The organism is Streptomyces sp. NPDC050560, assembly GCF_044457285.1.
Lineage (GTDB): Bacteria > Actinomycetota > Actinomycetes > Streptomycetales > Streptomycetaceae > Streptomyces.
On sequence record NZ_JBITGT010000002.1, the window covers coordinates 243,563 to 268,019 of the forward strand.

Consider the following 24,457-nt stretch of genomic DNA (forward strand, 5'->3'; position numbering starts at 1 on the left):
CAGCCCTGGCGCCCCCGGCGCCCCCCTCACGCCCTGATCGTCCCCGCCTCCTCCTCCCGTGGGCCCGGTACCGCCGCGGGGGGCGGGGGCGGGGTGGAGAGGCCGAGGCGTTGGTGGGTGAGGCGGGAGAGGCCGCGTACCGTGCCCTCGCTGCTGAGGAGTTCCATGAACGGGATCTGGATGTCGTAGCGGCCCTGGATCGACGCCAGGAGATGGGTGCCCATCAGGGAGTCGAGGCCGAACGAGTCGAGGCGCTGGTCGGGATCGAGGTCTGCCGGGTCCATCTGGAGCGTCGCGGCGATGAGTTCGGTCAGCTCCTCCGTCAGCCTCGTGAGCGCCGCGTCCGCGCTCAGCCCGCGCAGCTCCCGCAGCATCTCCTCGCGGTCGAGGCCCGCGGGCCCCGCGTCCTCGGGGACCAGCTCGCGCAGCCGTGCCCCCGTCTCCGTGGGCACCAGTGCGCCGACCCGGCGCCAGTCGTAGCGGCCCGCGCCCGCGACGTCCGCGCCCGTGCCGAGCAGCAGCTCCGCCGCGGCGAACGCCTCCCGCGGAGACAGCAGCCCGATACCGACGCCCTCGAAGTGCCGCGCGAGCCCGGTGCGCGCCACGTACCCCGTCTCGCCGAGCGCGCCCCACGCGACGGCGAGCGCCGGGCGGCCCGCGGCGCGGCGGCGGCGCGCCAGCGCCTCCAGATACGCGTTGGCGGCCACATAGGGCGCCTGCTTCACATTGCCGAACAGCGCCGTACCCGAGGAGTAGAGCAGGAACAGGTCGAGGTCGCGGTCCGCGGTGAGCGCGTCGAGCAGGGCGGCGCCGCGCAGCTTCGGCGCGAGGACGGCGGCCGTGCGCTCGGGGGTGAGATCGGCGAGCGGGGCGTCGTCGAGGAGCATCGCCGCGTGCACCACGCCCCGCAGCGGGCGCCCCGTGGCGTCGATGGCCGCGAGCACGCCCCGTACCGCTTCGGGGTCGGTGACGTCCGCCGCGTACGCCGTCGCCGCCACGCCGCGCGCGGCGAGTGCGGCCAGCAGCTCCGTGGCCCCGGGCGCCCCGGGCCCCGCCCTGCCGACCAGGGCGAGGTGGCGGGCGCCCAGGCCCGCGAGCCAGGACGCGGAGGCGGCGCCGAAGCCGCCGGTGCCGCCGGTGACCAGATAGGTGCCCGCGGGGTCGGCGGCGGGGGGCGCGGGGCGGGCCTCGACCAGCGGCGGCTCGTCCGTGTCGTCGAAGGTGACGACGACCTTGCCGATGTGGCGGGAGTGCTGGAGGAGGGTGAACGCCTCGGCGACCCGGGCCGCGGGGAACGCCGTGTGCGGCAGGCCGCGGTGGCGCTCCACCGCGAGTTCGGCGGCGAGTTCGGCGGCGAGCCGCCTGGCGAACGCGGGGTCGCCGAGCAGCTTGGAGATGTCCATGCCGAAGAAGCCGATGTTGTTGTCGAACGGGCGCAGCGCGAGCGGCCTGTTCTCGTGGATGTCCCGCTTGCCCAGCTCGACGAACCGGCCGCCGGGGCGCAGCAGTTCGAGCGAGCGGGCCAGGGCCTCCCCGGCGAGCGAGTTCAGGACGACGTCCACGCCCGCGCCGCCGGTCGCCTCCCGTACCTCCTCGGCGAAGTCGAGCGAGCGCGAGTCCAGCACGTCCTGCACCCCGAGGGCGCGCAGCAGGGCGCGCTTGCGGGGGGTGCCCGCGGTGGCGATGGCGCGGGCGCCGACCCGGCGCGCGTACCGCAGCGCCGCGATGCCGACGGCCCCGGCCGCGCCGTGCACCAGCACCGTCTCGCCCGCGGCGAGGTGCGCGAGGTGGCCGAGGCCGTAGTGCACGGTGAGCGCGGCGACCGGCAGGGTGGCGGCCTCCGCGAACGTGAACGCGTCGGGGACCCGCATCAGGCCCGCGACCGGTGCGACGGTGTGGGTGGCGAGGCAGGCGGCCGCGCACCCCGAGACGCGGTCGCCCGGCGCGAACTCGGTGACGCCGGGCCCGCAGGCGGTGACCTCGCCCGCGAACTCCACCCCGGGGCCCTTCTCGGAGAACGTGCCCTCGCACATCTCGCGCGGCAGCAGGCCCGTGCACTGCATGACGTCGCGGTAGTTGAGCCCGACCGCGCGCACCCGCACCGCGACCTCGCCGGGTCCTGGACGCGGCATGTCGATGTCCGCCCACGCCAGTTCGTAGGAGAGCCCGGGGTCGCGCACCACGAGCCCGAACGGCGCGGCGTCCGCGGGCTTCCCGCCGCCCGCCCTGCGCTCCCGCGCGGTGTAGCCGCGCTCACGCGGCACGAAGCGGCCCCGCGGGCTCAGCACGATCTCGTCCTCGGCGCCGGGGGCGAGGAGTTCGCGGGCGAGCCTGGCCGCGTCGGCGGCCGGTTCCGCGCCGCGCGCCAGGCTGATCCTGCGGCCCTCCAGGTCGGGGTGCTCGCTGCTGAGGCAGCGCGCCGCGGCCCAGGCGGCGGCGTCCGCGAGGCCCGACTCGCCCGCGGGGGCGGGCAGTCCGGCGTGCGGCCCTGTGACCAGCCAGAAGCGTGCGGGCGGCGCGCCCGCCCGCTGGGCGGCGGCGAGCGCGCCGAGCGCGGCGATCCGCCGGGTGACCGACTCCTGCCCGCCGTCGGCCCCCTCGGCGCCCGGCGACAGCAGCAGCACCACGTCGGTGGGCTGCCCCGCGGGGCCCGCCAAGGCGTCGGCGCCCGGCAGTTCGCCCGGCGCGCGCGCCGCCACGGCGGCGCCGCGCCCGCGCAGGTCCGCCGCGAGCGCGTCGAGCAGCGGCTGCCCCCTGTCGTCCTCGGCAAGCAGTACGTATACGGCGCCTCGCGGCGCGTGGGTGAGGCCGGGTTCGGCAGGCCGGTGCTGGTCGGCGGGGGCGTCGCAGAGCGCGCGTCCGTCGGCGGGCTCGTCGGGGAGCGCCGCGAGCACCACCGAGTGCTGGTCGTCGTCGCCGGTCAGCGCGACGTCCGTGAAGCCGTGCCCGGCGAGCAGCGCGGGCCACTCGGCACGCGGCACCACCGGGTGCTCGGGCAACTCGCCGAGCAGCGCGAGCAGTTCCGCGTCGTGCGTGGGCAGGCACAGCAGCCGCCCGCCGGGCGCGAGCAGCGCCACGAGGCCGGGGAGCGCGTCGGGCGCGGGCGCCTGCCCGGTCACCAGGAGGTCGAAGCCGCCCTCGGGCAGCCCGGGTTCGCCCTCGGCGCCCGCCCCCGGCGCATAGCCGGGGCACTCCCGGTACTCGACGAAGTCGTACCCGGCGAACCTGGCCCTGGCGGCGGGGAAGTGGGCGGAGCCGGTGTCGGTGAACAGGTAGCGGGTGGCGTCCGCGGGCAGCAGCGGCAGCAGTGCCGCGGTCAACTCGCCGCTGCCCGCGCCGGTTTCCAGGACCCGCAGCGGCCGGTCGGCGGGCCGTCCTTCGAGCGCGGCGGCGAGCAGCCGCGCCGCGAGCCTGTGGTGGTGGCGCAGCCCCGGCGTCGGCGGCACGGCGCCAGGCGCGGGCGCCGCCTCCGCCGCGACGGCTAGCGCGCCGACGAGCCCGGGCGCCACGGCGAGGCACCGTTGCCCCGCCTCCTCGGGGTCCGCGGCCTCGCCCGCCACCCGCCAGCCGTCGCCCGGCTCCCCGGCGAGCAGCCCGTGCCGCGCCATGAGAGCGACGAGGGCTTCCGCGCGCGCGGTGTGCATGCCGGTGGCGGCGAGATCGGCGATGGTGAACGGCGCGGGCAGCCGCGCCGCGAGCGCCCGCGCCCACTGGCGCGCCCCGAACTCCTTGAACGCGTCGAGCCCTTCGGGACGCGGCTCGTGGGGCGGCATCGGCAGCGCGGCGAGCGTGTCGGCGGGGGACGGCAGCGCCATGGGCGGCAGCGGCACGCCCGGGTGCGGGGCGGCGCGCAGCACCGTGTGGTGCACCGTCACCGGCACCGCGGTGCGGGCCGGGGCGCGGCGCAGCCGGCAGCCCTCGACCTCGGCGAACACCCGCCCCGCGGGGTCCGTGAGGACGAGGTCCCAGCAGACCTCGTCGTCGGTGCGGTCGCGCTCCCGCGCCCACACGGCGCCCTCGGCGGGCGGCTCGCCCCACACCCGTACGGCGCCGAGCCGCGCGGGCAGGAACACCTGGCCGGCCGCGAGCCTGTCCCGCAGCAACTGCACCCCGGCCTGGAGCGCGCCGTCCAGGACCGCGGGGTGGATGACGTACGGGGCGCCGGGCGCGGGGTGCCGGTAGCCGACCAGGCTCTCGCCCTCGCCCGCGTACAGCTCGTGCAGGACCTGGAATCCTGGCCCGTACTGGAGGCCGACGGCGGCGGTGGCGGCGTAGAACTCGTCGGCCGCGACGCGCGCGGGGCAGCGGGCCCGCAGCGCGTCGAGGTCGAGCGGTGCGGGCCGTGGGCGGCGCAGGACGCGCACGCGCGCGGTGGCGTGCGGGCGCGGCGCCGCGGTGGTGGCGTCGGTGCTTGCGATGGCGACGGTGCCGTCGTCGGGCCGCAGCGACAGGTGCAGGGTGACGCCGCCGGTCTCCTCCCAGGGCACCGCGAGCCCGCTGGTGACGGTGGTGTACTCGGCCTCCACCGGCTCCCCGCCGAGGGCGAGGCGGCCCGCGGAGAGCGCCATGTCCACGAAACCGGTCGCGGGCATCAGCGGCAGCCCGCCGATGCGGTGGTCGGCGAGCCAGGGCACGAGCACCGGCTCGACGGCGCCCTCCCACACGGGGTGCGGCGCGGGCACCCGCCTGCCGAGCAGCGGGTGCTCGAAGGCGCCGCCGCCGCTCGGCCGCGACCAGCTCCCGGGGCCGCCGACCCAGTGGCGCTGCCGCTGCCAGGGGTAGGCGGGCAGGTCCACGACCCGCCCGGGGCGCGGGAACCAGCGGGCCGCGTCGACGCCGACGCCGGAGGCGAGGAGCGCGGCGGTGGCGGCCGTGACGGCGCCCTCGGCGGCGGCGCCGCGCACGTCGCGGTGGAGCGTGGGCAGTACGGCGGCGCCCTCCGCGCTGCGGCTCAGGCAGCCGCGGAGCACCGGGTGCGGCCCGATCTCCAGGAAGACGTCGGCGCCGTCCGCCGCCGCGGCGGCCACCGCGTCCGCGAAGAGCACCGGGCGGCGCACGTTCTCCCACCAGTAGGCGGCGTCCAGTTCGGTGCCGGGGAGCTGGGCGCCGGTGACGGTGGAGTAGAGCGGCACGGCGCCCTCGGCGGGCGCGAGCGCTTCGAGGGCGCGGGCGAGCGGGTCGCGCGCGCCGTCCATGGCGGCGCTGTGGAACGCGTAGTCGAGCCCGAGGTCGCGGAAGAACACCCCACGTGCGCGAAGCTGCGTGCCGAGCGCGGCCAGCGCCTCCGTGTCGCCCGCGACGGTGGTGTCGGCGGGGCTGTTGCGGCCCGCCACCTCAAGCGCGCCGTCGTAGGAGGCGAGCACGGCGGCGGCCTCCTCCGGCGGCAGGCCGACCGCGGCCATCCGGCCGCCGCCCGCGAGCGGCGCCTGCACCCGGGAGCGCTCGGCCACCACCAGGGCCGCCTGCGCGAGGGTGAGCGCACCGGCCGCGTACGCGGCGGCCACCTCGCCGACGCTGTGCCCGAGCACCATCGACGGCTCGAAGCCCGCGGCGCGCACGGCCGCCGTGAGGCCGGCCTGCACGGCGAACAGCAGCGGCTGCGCGTGCTCGGTCGCCTCCAGCGTCCTGGCCGGGCGCGCGAGTTCTTCGGCGACCGACCAGCCGAGCAGCGGCGCGAGCGCGGCGTCCACGCGCTCCACCTCGCCCCGGAACACCGGGTCGGCGCCCAGCAGGTCCGCGCCCATGCCGCGCCACTGGGAGCCGTTCCCCGAGAAGACGAACGCCACCTGCCCGCGGCGCACGGCACGCGCGGTGCGCACCGGCGGCAGGGCGGCGCCCTCGGGCGGCGCGTCGGGCCCCTGGGCGGCGGCCTGCGGCGCGTCGTGGGTGCCGGGTGCGGTCTCCGGGAGCGCGGCGATCTGCGGTCCCGCCGGCGCCCCGGGGGCGGTCACGGGGCCCGCTGCCGCGTCGGCGCCGGGCTCCGCGGCGGCAGCCGGGGTGGCGCGCGCGGCGCGTGCCTGCGCCGTGAGGGCCGCGGCGGCCTCCGCCGCGCTCCCCGCGACCACGGCGGCCCGGAACTCGTGCAGGCCGCGGCGCAGGCACGCGGTGTGCGCCAGGTCGTAGAACTCGTCGGGCGCGGCGTCCGCGAGGCGGCGGCCCGCGCGCGCCATCGCCTCCGTCAGGGCGCCCGCGGTACGCGCGCTCACCAGGAACGGCAGCGGCCCCTGCGCCCCCGCGGGCGCCTGCGGGGCGGCCGCCTCGGCCGGTACGCCCCCGGTGTGGCCGCCGCGCGTGGGACGCGGCACGGCGGGGCCCTGGGCGCGCGGCTGCGCGGGCAGGCTCACCGGGCCCGCGGGCGCGGGTGCGGGCGGCGCGGCGACGATGACGTGCGCGTTGGCACCGCCGAAGCCGAAGGAGTTGACGCCGACCACGGGGCGCGGCACCCGCGCGAGCGGCCGGGTCGCCGTGGTGAGGCTGAGCCCGAGCCCGGCGAAGTCGATGTCGGGGTGGGCCGGTTCGCCGTGCAGGGACGGCGGCGCCGTGTGGTGTTCGAGCACCAGCAGCGCCTTGCAGAGGCCCGCCATCCCGGACGCGGGCTCCAGATGGCCGAGGTTGGTCTTCACGGAGCCGATCGGCAGCTCGCCGCTCATCCGCCGCATGCCGAGGGCGCGCCCGACCGCGCGCGCCTCCGCCGGGTCGCCGACCGGGGTGCCGGTGCCGTGGGCCTCGAAGTAGACCAGCTCGTCGGGGTCCACCCCGGCCTCCGCGTACACCCGGCGCAGCAGCTCCTCCTGCGCCTCCGAGCTGGGCAGCGCGAGGCCCATGGTGCGCCCGTCGCAGTTGCTTCCCGTGCCCAGGATCACGCCGCGCACCCGGTCGCCGTCGGCGAGCGCGTCCGCGAGCGGCTTCAGCAGGACGGCGCCGCCGCCCTCCGCGCGCACGAACCCGTCGGCGCGCGCCGAGAACGCCGAGGTGCGCCCGGTGCGGGAGAGCATCGACGCCTGCGAGAAGCCGATGTAGTGCACGGGGCTGAGCACGAGGTTGGCGCCCGCGCACAGCGCGGTGCGGCTCGTGCCGTCGAGCAGGGTGCGGCAGGCCCTGTCGAGCGCCACGAGCGAGGAGGAGCAGGCGGTGTCCACGGCCATGCTGGGCCCGCGCAGGTCGAACGCGTACGAGAGCCGGTTCGCGGCGATCGAGGACGCCGCGCCCGTCATCGAGTACGGGCCGACGTCGCGCGGGTCCTGGAGTGCGATGTACGAGCCGTCGGAGATGCCGACGTAGACCGCGGTGTCGCCGCCCGCGAGCGCGGCGGGCGCGACGGCGGCGTCGTCCAGCGCCTCGGCGGCCAGTTCGAGCAGCAGCCGGTGCTGGGGGTCGATGTACGGCGCCTCCTTGGGGGAGATGCCGAAGTAGCCCGCGTCGAAGGAGGCGATGTCGTCGAGGAAGCCGCCGGTGCCGGTGTAGCTCTTGCCGAGGCGCGGCTGCGCGGTGTCCACGAAGCGCGGCGCCTCGAAGCGGTCGGCCGGTACCGGGCCCGTCAGCTCGCGGCCCTCGCGCAGCGCCTCCCACAGTCCTTCGAGTCCTTCGACGCCGCCCGGCAGCCGGCAGGACACGCCCACGATGGCGACCGCGCGGTCCCCGCCGTTCGTCTCTTTTGGCTGCATACGTGCGACCTTCCTGGTACCCGGTGGCCCGGTACGCCCGCGACCGCAGTGGTACGGCCCGTCCGCGTCCGACGCGCTCACAACGTAGGCGCCGCGGCGCCGGGGCCCGGGGGCTTTACCGGGGGCGCGGGGCGCGGCGGCGGCGCGGTGCAGGGCGCGGCGCGGTCCCGGTGTTCACCCGATCGAGCGGTCCCCGTCGCGGCGGCCGGGGTACCTCGTGCGGGTGACGGCCGGTCGTGGGGCGGGCCAGGGGCGGCGGCCCCGGCACCGCACCCGGCGTCAACCGGCCTCCCCGGAGCGCGCGGTGTCTTTGACACGGTGGCCGGACGTCCCCGAGCGCCAAGGAGTCCCCGTGTCCGTCCTGATCACCGGCGCCACCGGCTTCGTCGGCAGCCGTGTGCTGCGGTACCTGCTGGCCGGCGGTGGTGACACGCCCGTCGTCGCGCTCGGCCGCGACCAGGACGGCCTGCTGCGGCGGCGGATCGAGGCGGCGGTGCGCTGGGCGCCCGGGCCCCCGCTGCCGCCGTACGCCTTCGACGCTCTCCGCTGCTTCCACGCCGACCTCGGGCTGCCGGGGCTCGGCCTCGGGGCGCAGGAGCGGGCCGCGGCGGCGTCGGGGGCCACCGCGATCTGGCACTGCGCCGGGTCGCCGAACCTGCACGGCGACCCGGGACCCGTCTACCGGGCCAATGTGCTGGGCACCCGCCGGGTGATCGAGCTGGCGGACGAGGCGCCGGGCGCCCGGCTCGTCCATGTGAGCACCGCGTACGTCGCGGGCCGCAGGCACCGCGGGCACGTCCTGGAGGACGACCTCTCGGGCGAGGCCGGTTTCCAGGTGTACTACGAGGAGAGCAAGTACCTCGCGGAGCGCATGGTGCGGGCCTGGGCGGCGGGCGGCAGGGCCGCCACCGTGCTGCGGCCGAGCCTGATGGTGGAGGACCGCCCGGTGCCCCCCGGGCTGCCGCAGCAGCCGCTCGGGGTGCTCGGCCGGTTCGTGGCGCTCTCCCTGCGCGGCGCGGGGAGCGGCGCGGCCCGGGCGCTCGGGCTGCGGCTGCGGGTCCCCGGCGACCCCGACGGCGCGCTGAACCTGGTCGGCGCCGACTACGCCACCCGCGCCATGGTCGCCGCCGCCGCCGCGGGTACCGGCCCCGGGGTGCGCACGCTGCATGTCACGCACCCCCGCAACACCCCGGTCCATCTGCTCACCCGCGCGATCGAGACCGCGTACCGGGGGGTGTCGGTGCGGGTGCTGCCGGAGGTGCCGCGGCCGACGTCGCGGGAGGCGCGGGTGGCCGAGGAGTTCGCCACCCTGCTGGCGTACACCGCGCAGCGCCGCACCTACGACCGTACGCATCTGCGCTGCGACGTACCGGAGTTGGACGAGCCGCCCGCGATCGACACCGAGTGCCTCGCGGCCGCCCTCGGGGTGCTCGACGGGGGGAGCGCGAAGCGCGGCGGCCGTCGTGCGGCCGCCGCGCGCGGAGAAGCCGTGACCGGAATCGAACCGGCGTAAACCGCTTTGCAGGCGGTTCCCTCAACCACTCGGGCACACGGCTGGGCGGGTGGTACGCGTACGACGTTAGGCACCGCCTCGCGTGTGAGGAAGGTCTGACGGCCTTCCGCAACGCGATCGCCACGGTGCAATACGGCTGCCATACGGCGTTCGCAAAGCGGCGATGTGGCGGTGGCGCGCGTGGGTGGTCATCGGCGATACGCGCGTGTGGTGGCCGTTGGCGCGTTGGCGGTGCGCGCGCGTGGCGGCCAGGATGGAGCAGGCGCGCGCCCGCGCGCGTACCTCGCGAACCACGGAACGGAGCACGCCATGGCGGACCTGAGGACGGTCGCCCCCGAGGCGGCGGCCCTGCTCGCCGAGCAGCACCTGGGCGCCCTCGTCACCCTGAAACGGGACGGCAGGCCCCAACTGTCCAACATCGTCTACGCGTACGACCCGCAGGCCGCCGTGGTCCGGGTCTCGGTGACGGACGACCGCGCGAAGACCCGCAACCTCCGCCGCGACGCCCGCGCCAGCCTGTACGTCACCACCGACGACCGCCGCTCCTACCTGGTGGCGGAGGGCGAGGCGGAGCTGGCCCCGGTGGCCGCCGACCCCGCCGACGCGACGGTCGAGGAGCTGATCGCCACCTACCGCGCCATCAGCGGCGAGCACCCCGACTGGAACGACTACCGCCGCGCCATGGTCGCCGAGCGCCGCCTCGTCCTCCGGCTGCGGCTGACCAGGGTCTACGGCCTCGCGGGCGGCGAGGGGGTCTCGGTCGACCTGGGGTGACGGGGGCGGCTCCCACGCCCGTCGAAGCGCGCGATCAGGGACGGCAATTCAGTGACGCTCTGGACGCGCAGGGTCGGGAGCGTCCTGGCGTCCTCGCTGTTCCACCGGATCGTGGCCCAGGGACCCCGGCGGATCAGCGCCGTCCGCATGCCGGCCGCCCGCGCGGGGGCGATGTCGTTGTCGACGCGGCCGCCGACGTGGAGGGTCCCGGCGGGCCCGCCGGGGGCCGCCCCGGCCACCCTGCGGAAGAATTCCGGGTCCGGCTTCGAGGCCCCCGGTCGTCCGACGTACCGATCATGTCGACGTCCTCGCCGAACAGTTCCCGCAGCAGGTCCCCTGAGCGGGCGGGCCGGTTGCCCGCGATACCGGGCCAGAGACCGTCGGCGCGCAGGGCGGCGAGGGCGTCGCGGACGTCCGGGTACAGGTCGTCCTCCCCGAACGTCTCCGGCCGCCCCGGCGACGGCGCGCTTCTCGCGCTCCGCGCCCAGGTCGATGCCGAGCCTGAACTCCTGGAAGGTCTCCCGGTGGTCGCGCCCCCGCGCGATGACGGTGCCGAACACGGCGTGGAAGGTGTGGCGGGCAACGCCGAGCCAGTCGGCCCAGGCGCCATACGCCCGGCTCTCGTCCACCAGGCCCTCCCCGACGTCGAAGACCACGGCGCGAATCACGAGGGGGCATAGCGGGACTCGGCGGCGCGGGGCGGGGGCGACGGTCCGCGGGGGGCGGGCGCCTCGTACTCAGGCAGCTCCACGTCCGCGCTGGCCCTCCCCCCTCGCCTCCTCGGGCAGAAGACCCGGTGGGAGACGCTCCGAGTGTGTTTGAGATCAGCAGTACCGGCTGCGGCGGTCACTCGGTGGGCGGTGCATGAGCAGGGCCGGGGAGGGCTGTCCGTCGGACCTGACGGACGAATGATGGAACGCGATCTTGTATCTGGCGCGCGTGGGCTGCCCCTGGAGGGGCGTCCCCCGTGCCAAGGAGACGAGTGGCTCCGACGCGGGAAAGAGGATCAAGGGCCGCAAGCGGTCCACCATCACCGACACCCTTGAAGTGAACCGTTCGCGGCATGAGCCCGTTCTTACCTTGCGATGCCGGAACGAGCGGAAGGCGTGAGCATCAATGACTGGCAACAATCCTCCTTCCCCACAACGGTCGTCAAGATCTCCCATGGACAAGGTGAACGATGCCTACGCCGGGGCCTACTACGAGGCGAAGAGAGTGGCCGAGCAAAGGGAACAACTACAGAACCAAATGGCCTCGCCGTCGGACCTGAACGCTGTGGCGCTACGCGAGCAGCAAGCCGTGGAGGTCGCGACAAAGTATTTCCAGGCGAGAGAAGCGTTCCAAAGTGCAAACATACGGACAGCGAACGACGTACAGAACAATCCGCAGGCTCAAATGGCCTTCAACAATGCACTTGAAACGCATGCAGCGTACATTCAGACATACTCTTCACTGCCCGCGCAGCCAACCGTCGCGCAGGCAGCTCAGATGGAAAATGAGAGGGGAGGAGCCGGTCAAGCACAGAATTCTGGTTACTCGCAGCAGTCATCGGCTCCGACGCAGGGCAACCAGGCTCAGAACCGTCGTCGTGCTGCCCGGCGCTGAGGCTGGGCACAGCGCCGGGCAGGACCGAGAAGTGCTCCCGGGCTCGGGCCGGGGCACTTCCCGGTTCCATATGAACGCATTCAGTACAGGTGATTGCCATAAAGCCCTTCTGTCTCTTTCCTGAGTGCGCGTTCGAGATCGGTTCAGCGGATGCGCAGTAGCGGCTTTCGGTCGGTCGCGGGGTGGGCCCGCCCCGGGTGAAGGGGACGACGTCGTCACCCTGGGAGGCGGGGGGATGAGCCCGAGATCACCCCGTGGGCGCTGGACACCGGCCACCGAGAAGCTCAGAACGTCCCCCCATCGACGAGAACGCGGCTGTGCCACCAGGCGCGACCCCGGCGCTACCGGCGCCTTGAAGGCCCTCCGGACAGGCCCCTGCCCGCGCCCTTGAGGCCCCGCTGCCCGGCCCGGGCGCCCGCCCGTGTGGTGCGGGCGCGTACCCGGGCCGGGTGCGGGTACGGCTCAGCCCCCGGACGGGGTGCCGTAGAGGCGGAGTTCGTAGAGCGAGTCGCCCCACTCCGAGACCCTGCCGGTGGCGTTCACCCGGACATAGCGTCCGCTGCCGTTCAGCGTGAGGTCCTGGATGTCCTGGGGACTGTTGTTGTTGGTGGTGATGGTGCGCCAGTTGTTGCCGTCATCGGATGTCTGGATCTCGTACGCGGATGCCGCCGCGGCCTCCCAGATCAGGGTGGCTCTGGAGAGGTCGTACGACTGCCCGAGGTCCACCTGGAGCCACTGCGGGTCGCTGAACTCGCTCGACCAGCGGGTGGTGATGTCGCCGTCGGTGGCGTTGGAGGCGGGGAACTGGTCGCTCTCGGCCGAGGACGCGGTGGTCGGCTTGCCCTGGGCGATGTTCTCGCCGCGGTCGTCGGCGGGCGGCTTGTTGTAGACGGCCACGTAGTCGACGTTCAACTGGCCGCCCGAGACCGTCGCCGCGTTGGGGCCGCCGCCGTAGGCCGCGGGGAACGCGCCGCCGATCGCCAGGTCGAAGATGATGTAGAAGCTGTGGTCGACCGCGTTGGACCAGGCCGCCTGGTCGATGTCGGCCGACGAGAGCGTGTAGTAGTTGTCGCCGTCCAGGTACCAGCGGATCTGCTCGGGCGAGGTCGACCTGTCGATCTCCACCGCGTACGTGTGGTAGCCGGTCTGACAGCCCGCGCAGGGCCGCTCGCCGCTGCCGACGCCGGTGGACTCGTTGCAGGGCCCGCCGGGCGACACCCCGCAGTGCAGGGTGCCGAAGGTGGAACTGCGGCCGTTGATGTCCTCCAGGATGTCCACCTCGCCGGAGCCCGGCCAGGTGACCCCGGTGCGCAGCGGGGCGCCGAGCATCCAGAACGCGGGCCAGTAGCCGGCCCCGTTGTCGGCGGTGACGTCGGGCTGCTGGATCGACGCCTCCATGCGGACCACGCCGCCAGGCAGCGCGCCGAAGCCGTCGGCCTGGGTCTCCACCCGGCCCGATGTCCAGCCGGTGTCGGGGTCGGAGCCGTCGTGCAGGGCCTTCAGCACCAGATGGCCGTTGCCGTCCGTGTAGACGTTCTGGGTGCTGTCGGTCATGGTCTCGATCTCACCGGTGCCGAAGGTCCAGCCCTCGCCGGTGTCGTAGCGCCAGGCCCCGGTGTCCAGGGCCGAGTTCGCCGGTCCTTCGAAGTCGTCGCTCCAGGTGGTGGTGAACCCGGGCGGCGCCGCGGGCACCGCGGACGGGCGCGCCGCGGGCGCGTCGGCGGACGCCGGGGCGGCGGGCGTGCCGCCGAGCGCGAGGGCGCCGACGGCCGCGAGTGCCACGGCCCCGGCACCGATCCGGCTCCCCGGTCGCCGACGCAGTAACGAAGCGCACATGCCTCTGAGAGACATCGGAAACTCCTTCTGGGGGTTCGCTTGGGTTCCGCTCAGGAGGGCGGTCGCACCAGCCGGAAGGAGCGCCGCGGTGATCGGATGTTAGTGAGAGCGCTCTCAGATGATTGGCCGGTTGGTGGGGGCATGTCAAGAGAGGGGGAGGGCTTGCTGCTTGGGGGGTGGGGGCGTGTCTCGTGTGCGCGGATGGGGCGTTGTGGATGGGGGGCGTGTCTCGTGGGGAGGGTGGGGTGTTGTGTGTGGGGGTGCGTGTCTTGCGGGGAGTGGGGGGCGTTGGGGTGGGGGGTGTGTTCTGTGAGGTGTGTTCTGTGGAGTGTGTTCTGCGGGGTGCGGGGTGCGGGGTGTGAGGTGTGAGGCGTGAGGTGTGAGGCGTGAGGCGTGAGGCGTCCTGAGTTTGCTTTCGACTTGACTTCGACGGAGGGCAGAAGATGACCACGCCGACCCGGCGGGCCGACCTGGAGCTGGTCAGGGCGGCAGCCGATGTCGCCCGTACCCGCTGCCGCGGCGACAACCACACCATGGCGGCGGCGGCCCGCGCCCGCGACGGCCGCATCGTCACCGCCGTGAACGCCTACCACTTCACCGGCGGCCCCTGCGCCGAACTCGTCCTCGTCGGCACGGCCGCCGCCCAGGGCGCGTACGACCTGGAGACGGTCGTCGCCGTGGGCGACCGCGACCGCGGGGTCGTGCCGCCGTGCGGACGCTGCCGCCAGGTGCTACTGGACTACTTTCCCCGGCTGAGGGTGATCGTGGCGGCGGATGGGGGAGTTGGGGGTGGGGGTGCGGGTGGCGTCGGTGCGAGTGTCGGTGGCGTAGGTGCGGGTGTCGGCGGGGATGGCGTGATCCGGGTTGTCCCGATTGTGGATTTGCTGCCCGCCGCGTATGTCTGGGGCGAGCATCAGTAGGAGGGCTTGGGGTTGGGGCGAGCGGTGGGCGGCTGGCGGCTGGTTGGCGGTTGATCGGATGGTCGGATGGTCGGCTCTCGGTCCGTGTGCGTGCGTTCGGAGGGACGGCCTCCTCCGCCGTGAGGGGGAGCGTGGGATGCCGCCTTACGGGGTGGGAGCGCGCCGCCGTTACGGAAGTGAGCCTCGCCAGGGGGCAACCGAAGTCGGGGGCCAGCAGGTTGAGGGTGTGACAGCGGGAAACCCCCGGCGGGCGAGGTGCGAGGTTCTTCAGGATGGTGGTGGCTGGCGGGCGGCCCTCGTTCGAGGAGTTCGTCTCGGCGTGCGGGCGCAGACTGCTGCGCGCCGCCTGGCTGCTGACCGGCGACGCGCACCTGGCCGAGGACCTGCTCCAGACCGTGCTGGCGAAGATGTGGCCCAAGTGGCACCGGCTCGCGGACCAGAGCCCGGAGGCGTACGCGCGCAAGGCGCTGATCAACACGTTCTCGTCCTGGTGGCAGCGCCGCTGGCGGGGCGAGGTGCCGTACGGGCGGCTGCCCGACTCCGTCACCGCCGACGCCTTCGCCACCGTCGATCTTGAGCACGCCCTCGCCGCGGCCCTGCGCGCCCTGCCTCCGAGGCAGCGCGCGGTGGTCGTCCTGCGCTACTTCGAGGACCTGAGCGTGGCCGAGACCGCGGCCCTGCTCGGCTGCGGCCCAGGCACCGTCAAGAGCCAGGCCGCCAAGGCCCTCAGGACGCTGCGCGGTTCCCCGGCGGTGACCAGCCTCGTGGAGGGCGGTGAACGGTGTGACCACGTCTGACCGCGGCCGGAGCCGGGATGACGGGCGGAGTTGGGACGACGGGCGGAGTCGGAGAGACGGCCGGAGTCCGGATGGCGGCCAGGGGCCGGAGGTCGGCCGAGGCCCGGAGCACGGTGGGTCCGGGGGGCGTGGCGGTTCGCGCGGCTCCGGTGGTTCTGGTGGCTCCGGTGGTTCTGGTGGTTCTGGTGGTTCTGGTGGCCCGGCTGGTCCGGCCGATCCGGCCGAGTTGGCCCGCCTCGGACCACCAGCGTGCCCGGGGGACCTCGGAAGCCCGGGGGACCCCAAAGACTCCGGAGACCCGGGGGACTTGGAGGGCTTGGAGGGCCTAGGGGCGCCGATGGACTCACGGAAGCCGATGGACTCACGGAAGCCGATGGGCTCACGGAAGCCGACGGACTCAGGGAAGCCGATGGACCCAGGGAAGCAGACGGACCCAGGGAAGCAGACGGACCCAGGGGAGCCGATGCCCCCGGAAGTGTCGACGGACCCGGGAGAGGACGGTTTCGAGGAGCGGCTGCGGGAACTGCTCGGGCGGGGTGTGCCCGAACTCGCCGCGCCCCCCGACCGTATGTCCCAGGTGATGCGGCGCGTGCTCCGCTTCCGGCGGCGCCGGGCCGCAGTGCTCACCGCCGTCGGTACCGTGGCCGTGGTCTGCGGTGCGCTGCTGCTGCCCAGGGCGGCCACCGAGGCATCAGCCCCCGTGTCGCCCGCGGCACGCCCCTCGTCCCCTGGGACCCCCTCCACGTCCCCGACCTCGGTGGACGGCGTACGTAACACGGTGGTCCAGGACGTCTCGGTGCCCCTGTCCGGCACCTGGCACGCCGTCGACGGCACCGACGAGGCGGCCGTCGTCCACGGCTACCTCGCCAACGGCCCCTCGGTGGGCAGCGGCGTCTGCGCGGGCGAAGCGACAGGCGACTACCCCTGCGTGCCCGTCACCCGTCTCACCCCGGGCGACGCGGTGGTCTCGTTCACCGTGGGCGGCATCCCCCTGCCGTCGCACGACGGGCGGGCGTTCGAGGTGGCGAAGCCGAAGGAGGCGGGCGCCGCCTGCCGGGCCATAGGCGGCACCGCGGAACTGCTCGCACTCGGCAGGGAGCGCCACGACTCCCAGGGCTCCCCGGCCGTCGACGCCCACGTCTGCATGCGGACGCCGGAGGACGAGGCACTGGCCGAGATCGTCAAGATCCTCGCCCTCTCCACCTTCGCGAACCCCCAGGACCAGCACGACGACCACGACGACCACGACGACCACAACGACCACAACGACCGGGACGACCGGGACCAGCCGAGCCAGCCGAACCAACCAGATCAGCCGAACCAGGCCGATCAACCCAATCAACGCAATCAACCCGACCAACCCGATCGACCCGATCCACGCCACCAACCGGAGTCCAGGACGACGCCCCCGCCCCCCAGCTCCGGCGCCAACTGACCACCCCTCCTTTCCTCAGGCCCCAGGCCCACCCCTTCCTCCTCCCTCCCCCGGCATCCGGCCCCGCACGGCCGGACGACGAAAGGCGGCTCCGATGCCCTCCCCCCAACCCCCGCGAACGCCGTACCGGCGAGCGGGCCGGTACGTGCTCTGCGCCGCCGTGCTCGGCGCCCTCACCGCCTGCGGCGCCGGTACGGACGGCACCCACCCGGCCGCAGGCAAGGCCGCGTCGCCCGCCGGGGCGCCGGAGCGGCAGCCGCGGGAGACCGTGCAGGCGCGGCGGCTGCCCGCGCAGGTTCCGGGGCTCGGGCCGAAGACCCTGGCCGAAGTGCCGGACGACACCCGGCAGGTTGTGGTCGCGAGCGGCGCGGGCAAGGACTCGTCCACCTCCCGGGTCACCGTCTACCGGCGCTCAGCCGACGGCTGGGAGGCCGGGCCGACCTGGTCGGCGCGGAACGCGGAGCGCGGCTGGAGCGACGACCACCACGCGGGCGACCTGCGCTCCCCCGTCGGGGTGTACGGCCTCACCGACGCGGGCGGCGCACTGCGCGACCCCGGCTCCAGGCTCCCGTACGACCGGTCAACGGGCGGGTTCCACGTGGTGGGGACGGGGTTCGACGGGGAGTCGCTTGCCGGGTCCTTCGACTACGTCGTCGCCATCAACTACAACCGCGAGCCGGGCACCTCACCCCTGGACTGGACCCGCCCGCTCGGTGACGGCAAGGGCGGCGGCATCTGGTTCCACGTCACGCACGGCGGCCCGACACACGGCTGCGTCAGCCTCTCCAAGGCCCACATGCGGGAACTCCTCAGAACCCTCGACCCGGCCGCCCATCCGGTGGTGGCCATGGGCCCCGCCCGCGCACTGGCCCGCTGACCCCGGGCACCGCCCCGGCCCCACCCACTCCGGCCGACCGCGTGCGCAGGTCAGCCGTGCCGGGGATCGCCGAGCGGGCGTGGCCTGGTCGGGCCCTCGCCGGGCAGCGAGCGGTACGGCAGCCCCACCAGCGCCTCGACGCGCCCCGGCGGGTAGGCGACGGGGCCGTGCCACTCCAGGAGCAGGATGGTGGCGTCGTCGTTCAGCCGCCCCTGGTGGTAGTCGAGGTGGTGGCGGATCAGCCGCCGCAGCACCTCGGGGACCGGGAGGTCCTGGCTCGCCTGGTACCGCATCAGGAAGTCGGTGAGCCGGGCGAGCCCGAACTCCTCGCCACCCGGGCTCCTGGCCTCGGTGACGCCGTCGGTGTACAGCAGCAGCCGGTCGCCGGGTTCGAGCTGGTCCTGCGCGAGGGTGCCGGGCATCCCGAGGCCCGTGCCCATCGGCGGGGCCGGCGGGCAGTGCAGCTCGATGACGTCACGGGCGCCGCGGAGCACGACCGGCGGGTAGTGGCCCCGGTTGGTCCAGGTCAGCAGCCCCGACGTGGTGTCCAGGTCGAGGAGGATGCCGGTGGCGTACCGCTCTCCGCCGAACTCCGCGAGCAGCGCGCGCTCCACGGCCTCCGCCGACTCCACGAGGCCGCCGTGCTGGCGGCGGTGGTTGCGGCAGGCCGCGGTGGCGAGCCCGGCCGTCAGCCCGGCGGCGAGATTGTGCCCCATGGCGTCGAACAGGCTCACATGCACGCTGTCCCCGGCCACCGCATAGTCGAACGCGTCCCCGCTCACCTCGTACGCCGGCTCCATCACGGCGCTGATCAGCACCCGCCCGGTGGCGAACGTACGCGGCGGCATCAGCCGCCACTCCATCTCCGCGGCGACGTTCATCCCGCGCCTGCGCACGAGACGCGCGTACGAGTCGCTGGTCCCCCGCTTGCTGACCAGCATCAGGGTGACGAGTGCCGCGAGGTCGCGGAGCTGGCGTGCCGCGGCCTGGTCCATCCGCGCCCCGGCGCCCGCGGTGACCCCCATGACCCCGAGCCGCTCGGTGCCGTCGAGCAGCGGCACCCACCACTGCCGCCCGTCGACCGTGACACAGCCGCTCTGGTAGGCGCGGCCCGCGGCGGTCCCCTCGATCGCGATGGCCCCGACGTTGTGCCCGGAGGCGACGTGCTCGGCGGAGCCCCGGAAGACCTCGTCTTCGCTGCCGGGCAGCCGCTTCCTGCCATCGGAGGTCTTGTCGTCGGGAGGCTTGTCACCGGGGACCGCTCCGTTGCCAGGGGCCGTGTTGCCGGTGGCTACGCCCCCGGGGGCCTTGTTTCCAGGGGCTGGGTCGCCGGGAGCGTCGTTTCCAAGCGGCGGGTTCTCAGAGGCTGCGTTGCCGGTGGCGTCGTTCCCAACCGATTCAAGCGCCCCGTTCCCAGGGGCCGCGTTTCTACGGGGCTGGTCTCCGGGCGCCCTGTCCGCGGCGGCCCCGTCACGCGAGGACCGGCCATACGGCGAAGCCTCCTGCCGCGAAGCCCTCTGCCGCCCACTCTCCTGCCGCGAAGCCCTCCGCTCCGATGCCCTTTGCTGTGAAGCCCCCCGCCGCGAGAACCCCTGCCCCGGCGGCGGATCACCCGAGCCACCACGCCCCGCGCCGTCGCCACTCCCCCCACCGCCCGGCCCCTGGGGGCCGCCGCTCGCGCCGCCGTGGGTCTGCTCGATACCGGCCTCGGACGCGGGGCCGCCCTCGCCGAGCGGCGAGAGCGTCTGCTGCTGGAGGTCGGCCAGGTAGACCCCGACCGACGTCCACCCGACCCGGGAGGCGTGCTCGCCCGCGGCCGTGGGGATCTCCTCAAGCGTGACCACGTGGCTGGCGGCGAGGAGGTCTCCCAGCACGGCCCCCCACTCGTCCCGAGCCACAGGCACCTCCGGCGTCTTTCGCGGCCGCGGGGGCCATGCCCGCCGTGACCGAACCGTCCCACTCCTCACCTTCCCGCCGGTGGCCCGGCTCCGCACGTGGGGAGGGTCCGGGGGGCCGCACCCGCGGGGGCCGGGCGCCGCCCCCCGGAGTCACTTGCCCGACCCGACGGGGTCGACGAGGATCTTGCGACCGCCACCGTCGGAGACCGGGATGTTGATGCCCGCGGAGATCGTCTTGGAGTGGGTCTCGTTGGGCGGGGTGACGACCATGGTCGTGAAGGTGACGCCGGAGCCGCCGGAGTCGTTCGGCGGGTAGGAGACCATGAAGTTGGTCTCCTCGCCCGGGGCCAGCTTGACGTTGGGCGCGGCGCGGTCGCTGCGCTCGGCGCTCACGGTGCCGTCCTTGCCCTTGAGGTCCACGCCCGCGAAGCCGTGCATGGTGCAGGAGCTGCCGCTCTCGTTCTTCATGTTGATGATCAACTGGCCCTCGCCCATGCCGTACGACTTGGTGAGGGACAGGTCGGAGGTCTTGCACATCGAGCTTGACCCGGAGCCGGAGCCGGAGCCGGAGTCGGACCCCGACCCGGAGGAGCCGGACCCGGAGGAGGAGCCCCCGCTGCCGGAGCCGGAGCCGGACCCGTCGGAGGCACCGTCGCCGTTCGCCGACCCGCCGCCCGATCCACCGCCCGAGCCGTCGTCCGAGGAGCCGCCGCCCTGGTTGTCCGAGGGTGTCTGGCTGGAGCTGCCGGTGGAGTCGCCGGCGTCGGAGTCCGAGTCGGGGTTGCACGCGGTGAGCGCGAGGCTCGCGGCCACGGCAGTGATGGCGAGGATCGAGAACTTGCGAACGCGCATTTCTACTCCCAGGGTCGAGCGCCGTCGCCCGCACCGTGCGGGCCGTCTGTAACGTCCGATCCAGCCCCCCACGCCTTTGTTCGCGCTCCCCGGCCGTCAAGACACGCCTGTGACATTCGGGCGGGCAGCCCGTGACATCGCGCGCCCGCACTGGGACCCGTATGCGTATATACGCGGACGGAACGTACGTGTAGCTGGAACGGACGCACGTACGCCCACCCGCCCCTCAGCGCCCGACCCGAGGCTCCCCCACCACCGCACCGCCGCCCTCCACCACCGCACCGCCGTCCCCCGCCCGCTCCGCGACGGCCGCCATGACGGTCTCGGCGACCCGGGAGGGCGGGACCCCGGTGGTGTCGAGCACCGTGCCCGCGCGGCGCAGCCACGGCAGGGCCTCGCGGTACTCGGCGAGGTGGTCGAGCCGCCACTGCCGGGCCCCGGCGCTCTCCGGCTCGGTGTCGGTCTCGATGCGCCTGACCAGCGTGGCCTGGTCCGTGTCCAGCACGAAGTGGTGGACGGCGATCCCGGCCTCCGTGAGACCGGTGTGCAGCTCCCGCCAGTACCGCTCGACCAGCACCGTCTGCGGGACGACCAAGGTCCCGCCGACGTGGTCGAGCACCTGCCGCGCGGTGTCGACCACCAGCCCCCGCCAGGGCGGCAGGTCCTGGAAATCCCGCTCGGCGTCCCCGAGCACGTGCCGGAGCAGGTGCCCGACCATCTCGGAGTCGAACAGCCGGGAGTCCGGAAGGCGGGCGGTCAGCTCCCGCGCGGTGGTGGTCTTGCCTGCGCCGAAGGTGCCGTTCAGCCAGATGATCACGGCCGCGATTCTACGTGGGCGGCCCCACCGGGCCCCGGCCCCGAAGGGGCGTTCGCGGGCCAGGGGCCCGACAGGGACGGCCGCCCGGCCCCTGACCCCCGAAGCCGCCGACCCCCCCGGGATCGTTACCCGCGGCGCGTCTGCTGTTGCTGCCGCTCGAAGACGCGGCCCATGAGGGTGGTCAGCAGTTTCCGCTCGGCGGGGGAGAGCGGCGCGAGGAGTGCGTCCTGCGCCTCGCCGAGCGCCGCGTCGAACCGCGCGAGCGCGCTCTCCCCCTCCGGGGTGATCGTGATGACGTTGCGCCGCCGGTCGGCGGTGTCCGGGGTGCGCAGCACGTACCCGCTCTCGGCCAGTTCGTTGACGGCCTCGACGACATAGCTGCGGTCGATGGAGCAGCGCCGCCCCAGCTCGGCCTGGCTCGCGGGTCCGAACTCGGCGAGGGCGGACAGCAGCGCGAAGTGGTAGCGCCGCGCTCCCACCGACTCGAACGCGTCGCTCACCAGCCGTGACGCATGGGTGGCGGTGTGGGTGATGAGCCAGCTCGGGGTCGTACGCAGCCGGGCAGGGGTGCGAAGGGGTTCGTTGCCACTCATGGTGACCAATGTAGCCGAAATTGATTGGCCAGACCCACGATCATCCTCTACTGTGGGTAGAGCCAACGTTGGCCAAGTCAACATTAATTCCCTGGAGGCCCCCATGCGCACCGCAAAACAACAACCCCCGCCCGACTACCCAGACCACCCCACATCCGAGCGGCGGGGCGGGTCCGCCGCTCGCCCCGCGCCCTGACCGCCGCCCCTCGCGACCAAGGAGATTTCATGCCACGCGGTCGAGCAGCCCCCGAGGGATCAAGCCCGGTCCGTGAGTTCCTCCGCGTATACCTGGGACAGCGGCTGTGGGCCCACGTACTGCTGGCAGTTGCACTGGCCGGCCTCGTAGCGCAGCGGCTTCTTGTCCTCGTCCCAGGCGGTCGGCACCTCGACGCGCTCATGGCAGCGGCCCTGCTTGTCGTGCTTGGCGAGGTGATGGGTGCAGCCGCATATCGGCTCGGGCGGCTGGTTCGCTGCCTCAAGCGCCAGGCGCTGCTGCTTCGTCGCCTCCATCAGCTCCAGTTTCCGCTTGTGCCGGTTGCCCAGCGCCGTGCGGACGGTGTCGGCGAGCCATGCGAAGCCGCCGGTCCAGAAGATGATGAGCACCCACCAGAACCAGTCCATCAGCCACCCCTCCCCCTGCCGCGACCGATACCTCGCCCGGCCGCCCCCGGCCCTCGGCACCGGGTGAGAGCCGAGCGTTCCTTCGAGGATAGGGGCGTCCAACTGCTTACGGTGAGCGGTTGGACAGGGAGCTTCACCGCCGGGCCCGCCCGGCCGGGCTGGGCCGGGCGGGAGCGGGCGCGAACCGGCAGCGGCGGGCGCGGGCCGCCGTCAGCGGACGTGGACCGTCACCGTCACGGTCTTGAGGACCGCGGGCAGCTTGGTGGTGTCGACCTTCAGGATCTCGCCGTTGTCGTTCTGCCCCGTGGACGGCGTCACCTTCTGGTGGACCGTCCAGGTGCCGTCGGGGTCCACGGCGATGGTGTCGATGCCGAAGTCGTCGTCGTTGGACAGGTAGAGCGTCTTGCCCGCGTCCGTGGTGGCGACGCCCTCGATCTTGTCGTGGGCGAAGAACGCGCCGCTGGGGTCGAGCTGGCTGACCAGCGTCCCGACGCCCAGATACGGCTGCTTCTGCGTGACCTGGACACCGGCGGTGGTGAGCGCGGCGAGGGCGTCGTCGGTGCCGTCCTTGCCGACGAGTGCCTCCGGCGACTTGCCGGCGACGGTCAGGCCGCTGACGTCGGTCGCGCCGTTGACGTCGACCTCGTACAGGGTCTTGCGGGCGAACGGCTCGAAGCCGCCGTCACGTTCGTCGACGAGGAACTTGGTGGCGGACAGCGCGGTGATCTCGCTGTTGGCGTTGCCGGTGTCGTCCGGGTCGTCCAACAGGTACAGGTACTGCCTGGTCCTGTGCGTGCGCAGATCGACGGTGACGATACGGGTGGGCGCGACCTTGGACGACTTGGTGTCACCGAGGTCGGGCTGCTGTAGCGCGGCCTGCATGATGCCCACAAGCGTCGAGCCGTCCGGCGTGACCGTCAGGCCCTCCATGCCCTTGTTGGTGGTGCGGTTGGCCAGCTCGGCCGGCAGATATCTCACGATCTTGTGGAACTTGTTGTCCTGGCTGTTCCGGTACGGGGTAAGCCGCCCCAGCTCGTAGCCGCGCGCGTCGAAGTGGGTGAGGTACGGGCCGTACTCGTCCGACACCCAGAAGGTGCCGTCGGGGAGCGCCACCAGGCCCTCCGAGTCGTAGCCGTACGGGTCCCGCTCGACGGGCCTGGGGTCGCCGCCGTTCGCGTTCGTCGCGGCGACGTCGTCGATGACCTCCTTGGTGTCGTGCGGCGGACGGCCGCTGTACGGGGTGCCGCCGAGCCGCTCGGGACCCTTCAGGGTGACCTTCCTGACCAGCTTGGCTTTGCCGCCCTGGAGCTTGAACTCGCCGATCTGCGGGGTGAAGTCGAGCAGCATCTCGGACTTGTTCCCGTCCGGCGCGTCGGCGTTGGGGCCACGGTCGGTGAGCCCGTAGAAGTGCCCCGCCCTGCCCGACACCGGGGCGAGCGACGAGCCGAAACCCTCGCCCGAGATCTCGGTGGTGGTGCCGCCGGGGCCTTCCACCTTCGCGAGCGGGGGGAGGCAACCGCCGTTCGCCTTCGCGTCCTTGAAGAGTTGGACGGCGTCGCTCGCGGTGTAGGTGAAGGTGTCCTCGCCCTTGAAACCGGCGTCCGGGGTGTAGGCGAACGTGCCGTCCGCGTCGACCGTCGCCTTCCCGTGTGACGGGTCGGTGTGCCGTACGACCGCGGTGGCGCCGTAGTCGTTCCGCAACACGTCGCCTGTCACCCTGCCGTGTCCTGAGAAGGTGTCGGGGTGCGCCCGGAAGTCGTGCGTCGGCGCCGACAGCCGGGCCTTGTCCTGGCCCTTTCCGTGGCCCTGGGCCGCGGCCGTGCCCGCACCCACCACGGCGACGGCGACGCCGATCGCCAGGACGATCCGGCCGCGCTTGCGAAAACGGAGTCTCGAAGTCATGACCTGAACTTGTCGGTCACCGGTGAACTCCGCGCCGACTCATGGTGAACCCTCCGGTCGGAATGTGCCGTTTCGGGGGAGCCGCCCCGGTGTCCCCGACTCGACCGGCCACCCGGCCCCGTCCTCGAAGGCCCCCGACATCCTGGCCCGCGCCCACCGCTTCGTATCCGACCACGGCTGGGCGGCCGTGGCCGTCGACGTGCCCACTCATGGCGACCGGCCGGAGGCCGAGGAGTACGACCGGATCGCCGCCGAGAACGAGGCCCGTGTGGCGGCGGGTGACGAACGGGTGCCGCGCGCCATCGGCACCAGCGGGGCGCCGCGGGTCCCCGGTGGTGCCGTGTCCGCAACTC

At 74.1% G+C, this 24,457-nt stretch carries 15 protein-coding genes, 1 tRNA gene and 2 pseudogenes; 8 read left to right on the forward strand and 10 right to left on the reverse strand.

Going from position 1 to position 24,457, the window contains the following annotated elements; translation table 11 throughout:
- Positions 1 to 26 precede the first annotated feature (26 nt).
- Positions 27 to 7,664: an SDR family NAD(P)-dependent oxidoreductase gene (locus tag ACIBIW_RS05810; RefSeq protein WP_399332350.1), complete on the reverse strand. Its 7,638-nt coding sequence runs from the start codon at positions 7,662 to 7,664 to the stop codon at positions 27 to 29.
- Positions 7,665 to 8,016: 352 nt separating this feature from the next.
- On the opposite strand from ACIBIW_RS05810, the gene ACIBIW_RS05815 reads away from it, so the two are divergent.
- Complete coding sequence (locus tag ACIBIW_RS05815) at positions 8,017 to 9,177, forward strand: SDR family oxidoreductase (protein WP_399332351.1); 1,161 nt, start codon at positions 8,017 to 8,019, stop codon at positions 9,175 to 9,177.
- On the opposite strand, the gene ACIBIW_RS05820 is transcribed toward ACIBIW_RS05815, so the two are convergent.
- Positions 9,149 to 9,220, reverse strand: a tRNA-Cys gene (locus ACIBIW_RS05820). The two genes, ACIBIW_RS05815 and ACIBIW_RS05820, sit on opposite strands and share 29 nt — an antisense overlap.
- A 266-nt stretch (positions 9,221 to 9,486) precedes the next feature.
- Here ACIBIW_RS05820 and ACIBIW_RS05825 point away from each other — a divergent pair.
- Positions 9,487 to 9,951, forward strand: coding sequence for a TIGR03618 family F420-dependent PPOX class oxidoreductase (locus tag ACIBIW_RS05825; RefSeq protein ID WP_399332353.1), 465 nt, complete (start codon positions 9,487 to 9,489; stop codon positions 9,949 to 9,951).
- Here the strand turns inward: ACIBIW_RS05825 and ACIBIW_RS05830 are convergent.
- Positions 9,906 to 10,619 (reverse strand): annotated as a pseudogene (locus ACIBIW_RS05830) (HAD family hydrolase). The gene ACIBIW_RS05825 and the pseudogene ACIBIW_RS05830 sit on opposite strands and share 46 nt — an antisense overlap.
- A gap of 496 nt (positions 10,620 to 11,115) precedes the next feature.
- Between ACIBIW_RS05830 and ACIBIW_RS05835 the strand changes: the two are divergent.
- Positions 11,116 to 11,556, forward strand: a complete 441-nt coding sequence (locus ACIBIW_RS05835; protein WP_399332355.1) for a hypothetical protein — start codon at positions 11,116 to 11,118, stop codon at positions 11,554 to 11,556.
- 462 nt (positions 11,557 to 12,018) lie between these two features.
- Here ACIBIW_RS05835 and ACIBIW_RS05840 read toward each other — a convergent pair whose 3' ends face one another.
- The gene (locus tag ACIBIW_RS05840; RefSeq protein ID WP_399332356.1) at positions 12,019 to 13,338 is read right to left on the reverse strand and encodes a discoidin domain-containing protein; all 1,320 of its coding nucleotides are present in this window, start codon (positions 13,336 to 13,338) and stop codon (positions 12,019 to 12,021) included.
- Positions 13,339 to 13,835: 497 nt separating this feature from the next.
- Between ACIBIW_RS05840 and ACIBIW_RS05845 the strand changes: the two genes are divergently transcribed.
- From ACIBIW_RS05845 to ACIBIW_RS05860, 4 genes are all read left to right on the forward strand, one after another.
- Positions 13,836 to 14,312, forward strand: coding sequence for a cytidine deaminase (locus tag ACIBIW_RS05845; RefSeq protein ID WP_399332358.1), 477 nt, complete (start codon positions 13,836 to 13,838; stop codon positions 14,310 to 14,312).
- A gap of 272 nt (positions 14,313 to 14,584) precedes the next feature.
- The gene (locus ACIBIW_RS05850; protein ID WP_399332360.1) at positions 14,585 to 15,109 is read left to right on the forward strand and encodes a SigE family RNA polymerase sigma factor; all 525 of its coding nucleotides are present in this window, start codon (positions 14,585 to 14,587) and stop codon (positions 15,107 to 15,109) included.
- Positions 15,110 to 15,572: 463 nt separating this feature from the next.
- Positions 15,573 to 16,544, forward strand: a complete 972-nt coding sequence (locus ACIBIW_RS05855; protein WP_399332362.1) for a hypothetical protein — start codon at positions 15,573 to 15,575, stop codon at positions 16,542 to 16,544.
- A 94-nt stretch (positions 16,545 to 16,638) separates the two neighbouring features.
- On the forward strand, positions 16,639 to 17,421 hold the full coding sequence (locus ACIBIW_RS05860; RefSeq protein WP_399332364.1) for a L,D-transpeptidase family protein: 783 nt from the start codon (positions 16,639 to 16,641) through the stop codon (positions 17,419 to 17,421).
- A gap of 50 nt (positions 17,422 to 17,471) precedes the next feature.
- Here the strand turns inward: ACIBIW_RS05860 and ACIBIW_RS05865 are convergent, their stop codons facing one another.
- The 6 genes from ACIBIW_RS05865 to ACIBIW_RS05890 form a co-directional block, all read right to left on the reverse strand.
- Positions 17,472 to 19,295 carry a SpoIIE family protein phosphatase gene (locus ACIBIW_RS05865; protein ID WP_399332366.1) on the reverse strand — a complete coding sequence of 608 codons (1,824 nt, stop codon included), beginning with the start codon at positions 19,293 to 19,295 and terminating at the stop codon, positions 17,472 to 17,474.
- Positions 19,296 to 19,469: 174 nt separating this feature from the next.
- The gene (locus ACIBIW_RS05870; protein ID WP_399332368.1) at positions 19,470 to 20,171 is read right to left on the reverse strand and encodes a DUF4232 domain-containing protein; all 702 of its coding nucleotides are present in this window, start codon (positions 20,169 to 20,171) and stop codon (positions 19,470 to 19,472) included.
- Positions 20,172 to 20,397: 226 nt separating this feature from the next.
- Positions 20,398 to 20,988 (reverse strand): AAA family ATPase, encoded by a 591-nt coding sequence (locus ACIBIW_RS05875; RefSeq protein WP_399332370.1) that lies wholly within the window; start codon positions 20,986 to 20,988, stop codon positions 20,398 to 20,400.
- A gap of 125 nt (positions 20,989 to 21,113) precedes the next feature.
- On the reverse strand, positions 21,114 to 21,581 hold the full coding sequence (locus tag ACIBIW_RS05880; protein ID WP_399332372.1) for a MarR family winged helix-turn-helix transcriptional regulator: 468 nt from the start codon (positions 21,579 to 21,581) through the stop codon (positions 21,114 to 21,116).
- A gap of 255 nt (positions 21,582 to 21,836) precedes the next feature.
- Positions 21,837 to 22,202, reverse strand: a complete 366-nt coding sequence (locus ACIBIW_RS05885; protein WP_399332374.1) for a hypothetical protein — start codon at positions 22,200 to 22,202, stop codon at positions 21,837 to 21,839.
- A 210-nt stretch (positions 22,203 to 22,412) separates the two neighbouring features.
- Positions 22,413 to 24,104, reverse strand: a complete 1,692-nt coding sequence (locus ACIBIW_RS05890) for an esterase-like activity of phytase family protein (protein WP_399332376.1) — start codon at positions 24,102 to 24,104, stop codon at positions 22,413 to 22,415.
- 139 nt (positions 24,105 to 24,243) lie between these two features.
- Between ACIBIW_RS05890 and ACIBIW_RS05895 the strand changes: the two are divergent.
- A pseudogene (locus ACIBIW_RS05895) lies at positions 24,244 to 24,399 on the forward strand (alpha/beta hydrolase); the annotation flags it as partial.
- Positions 24,400 to 24,457: the final 58 nt, after the last annotated feature.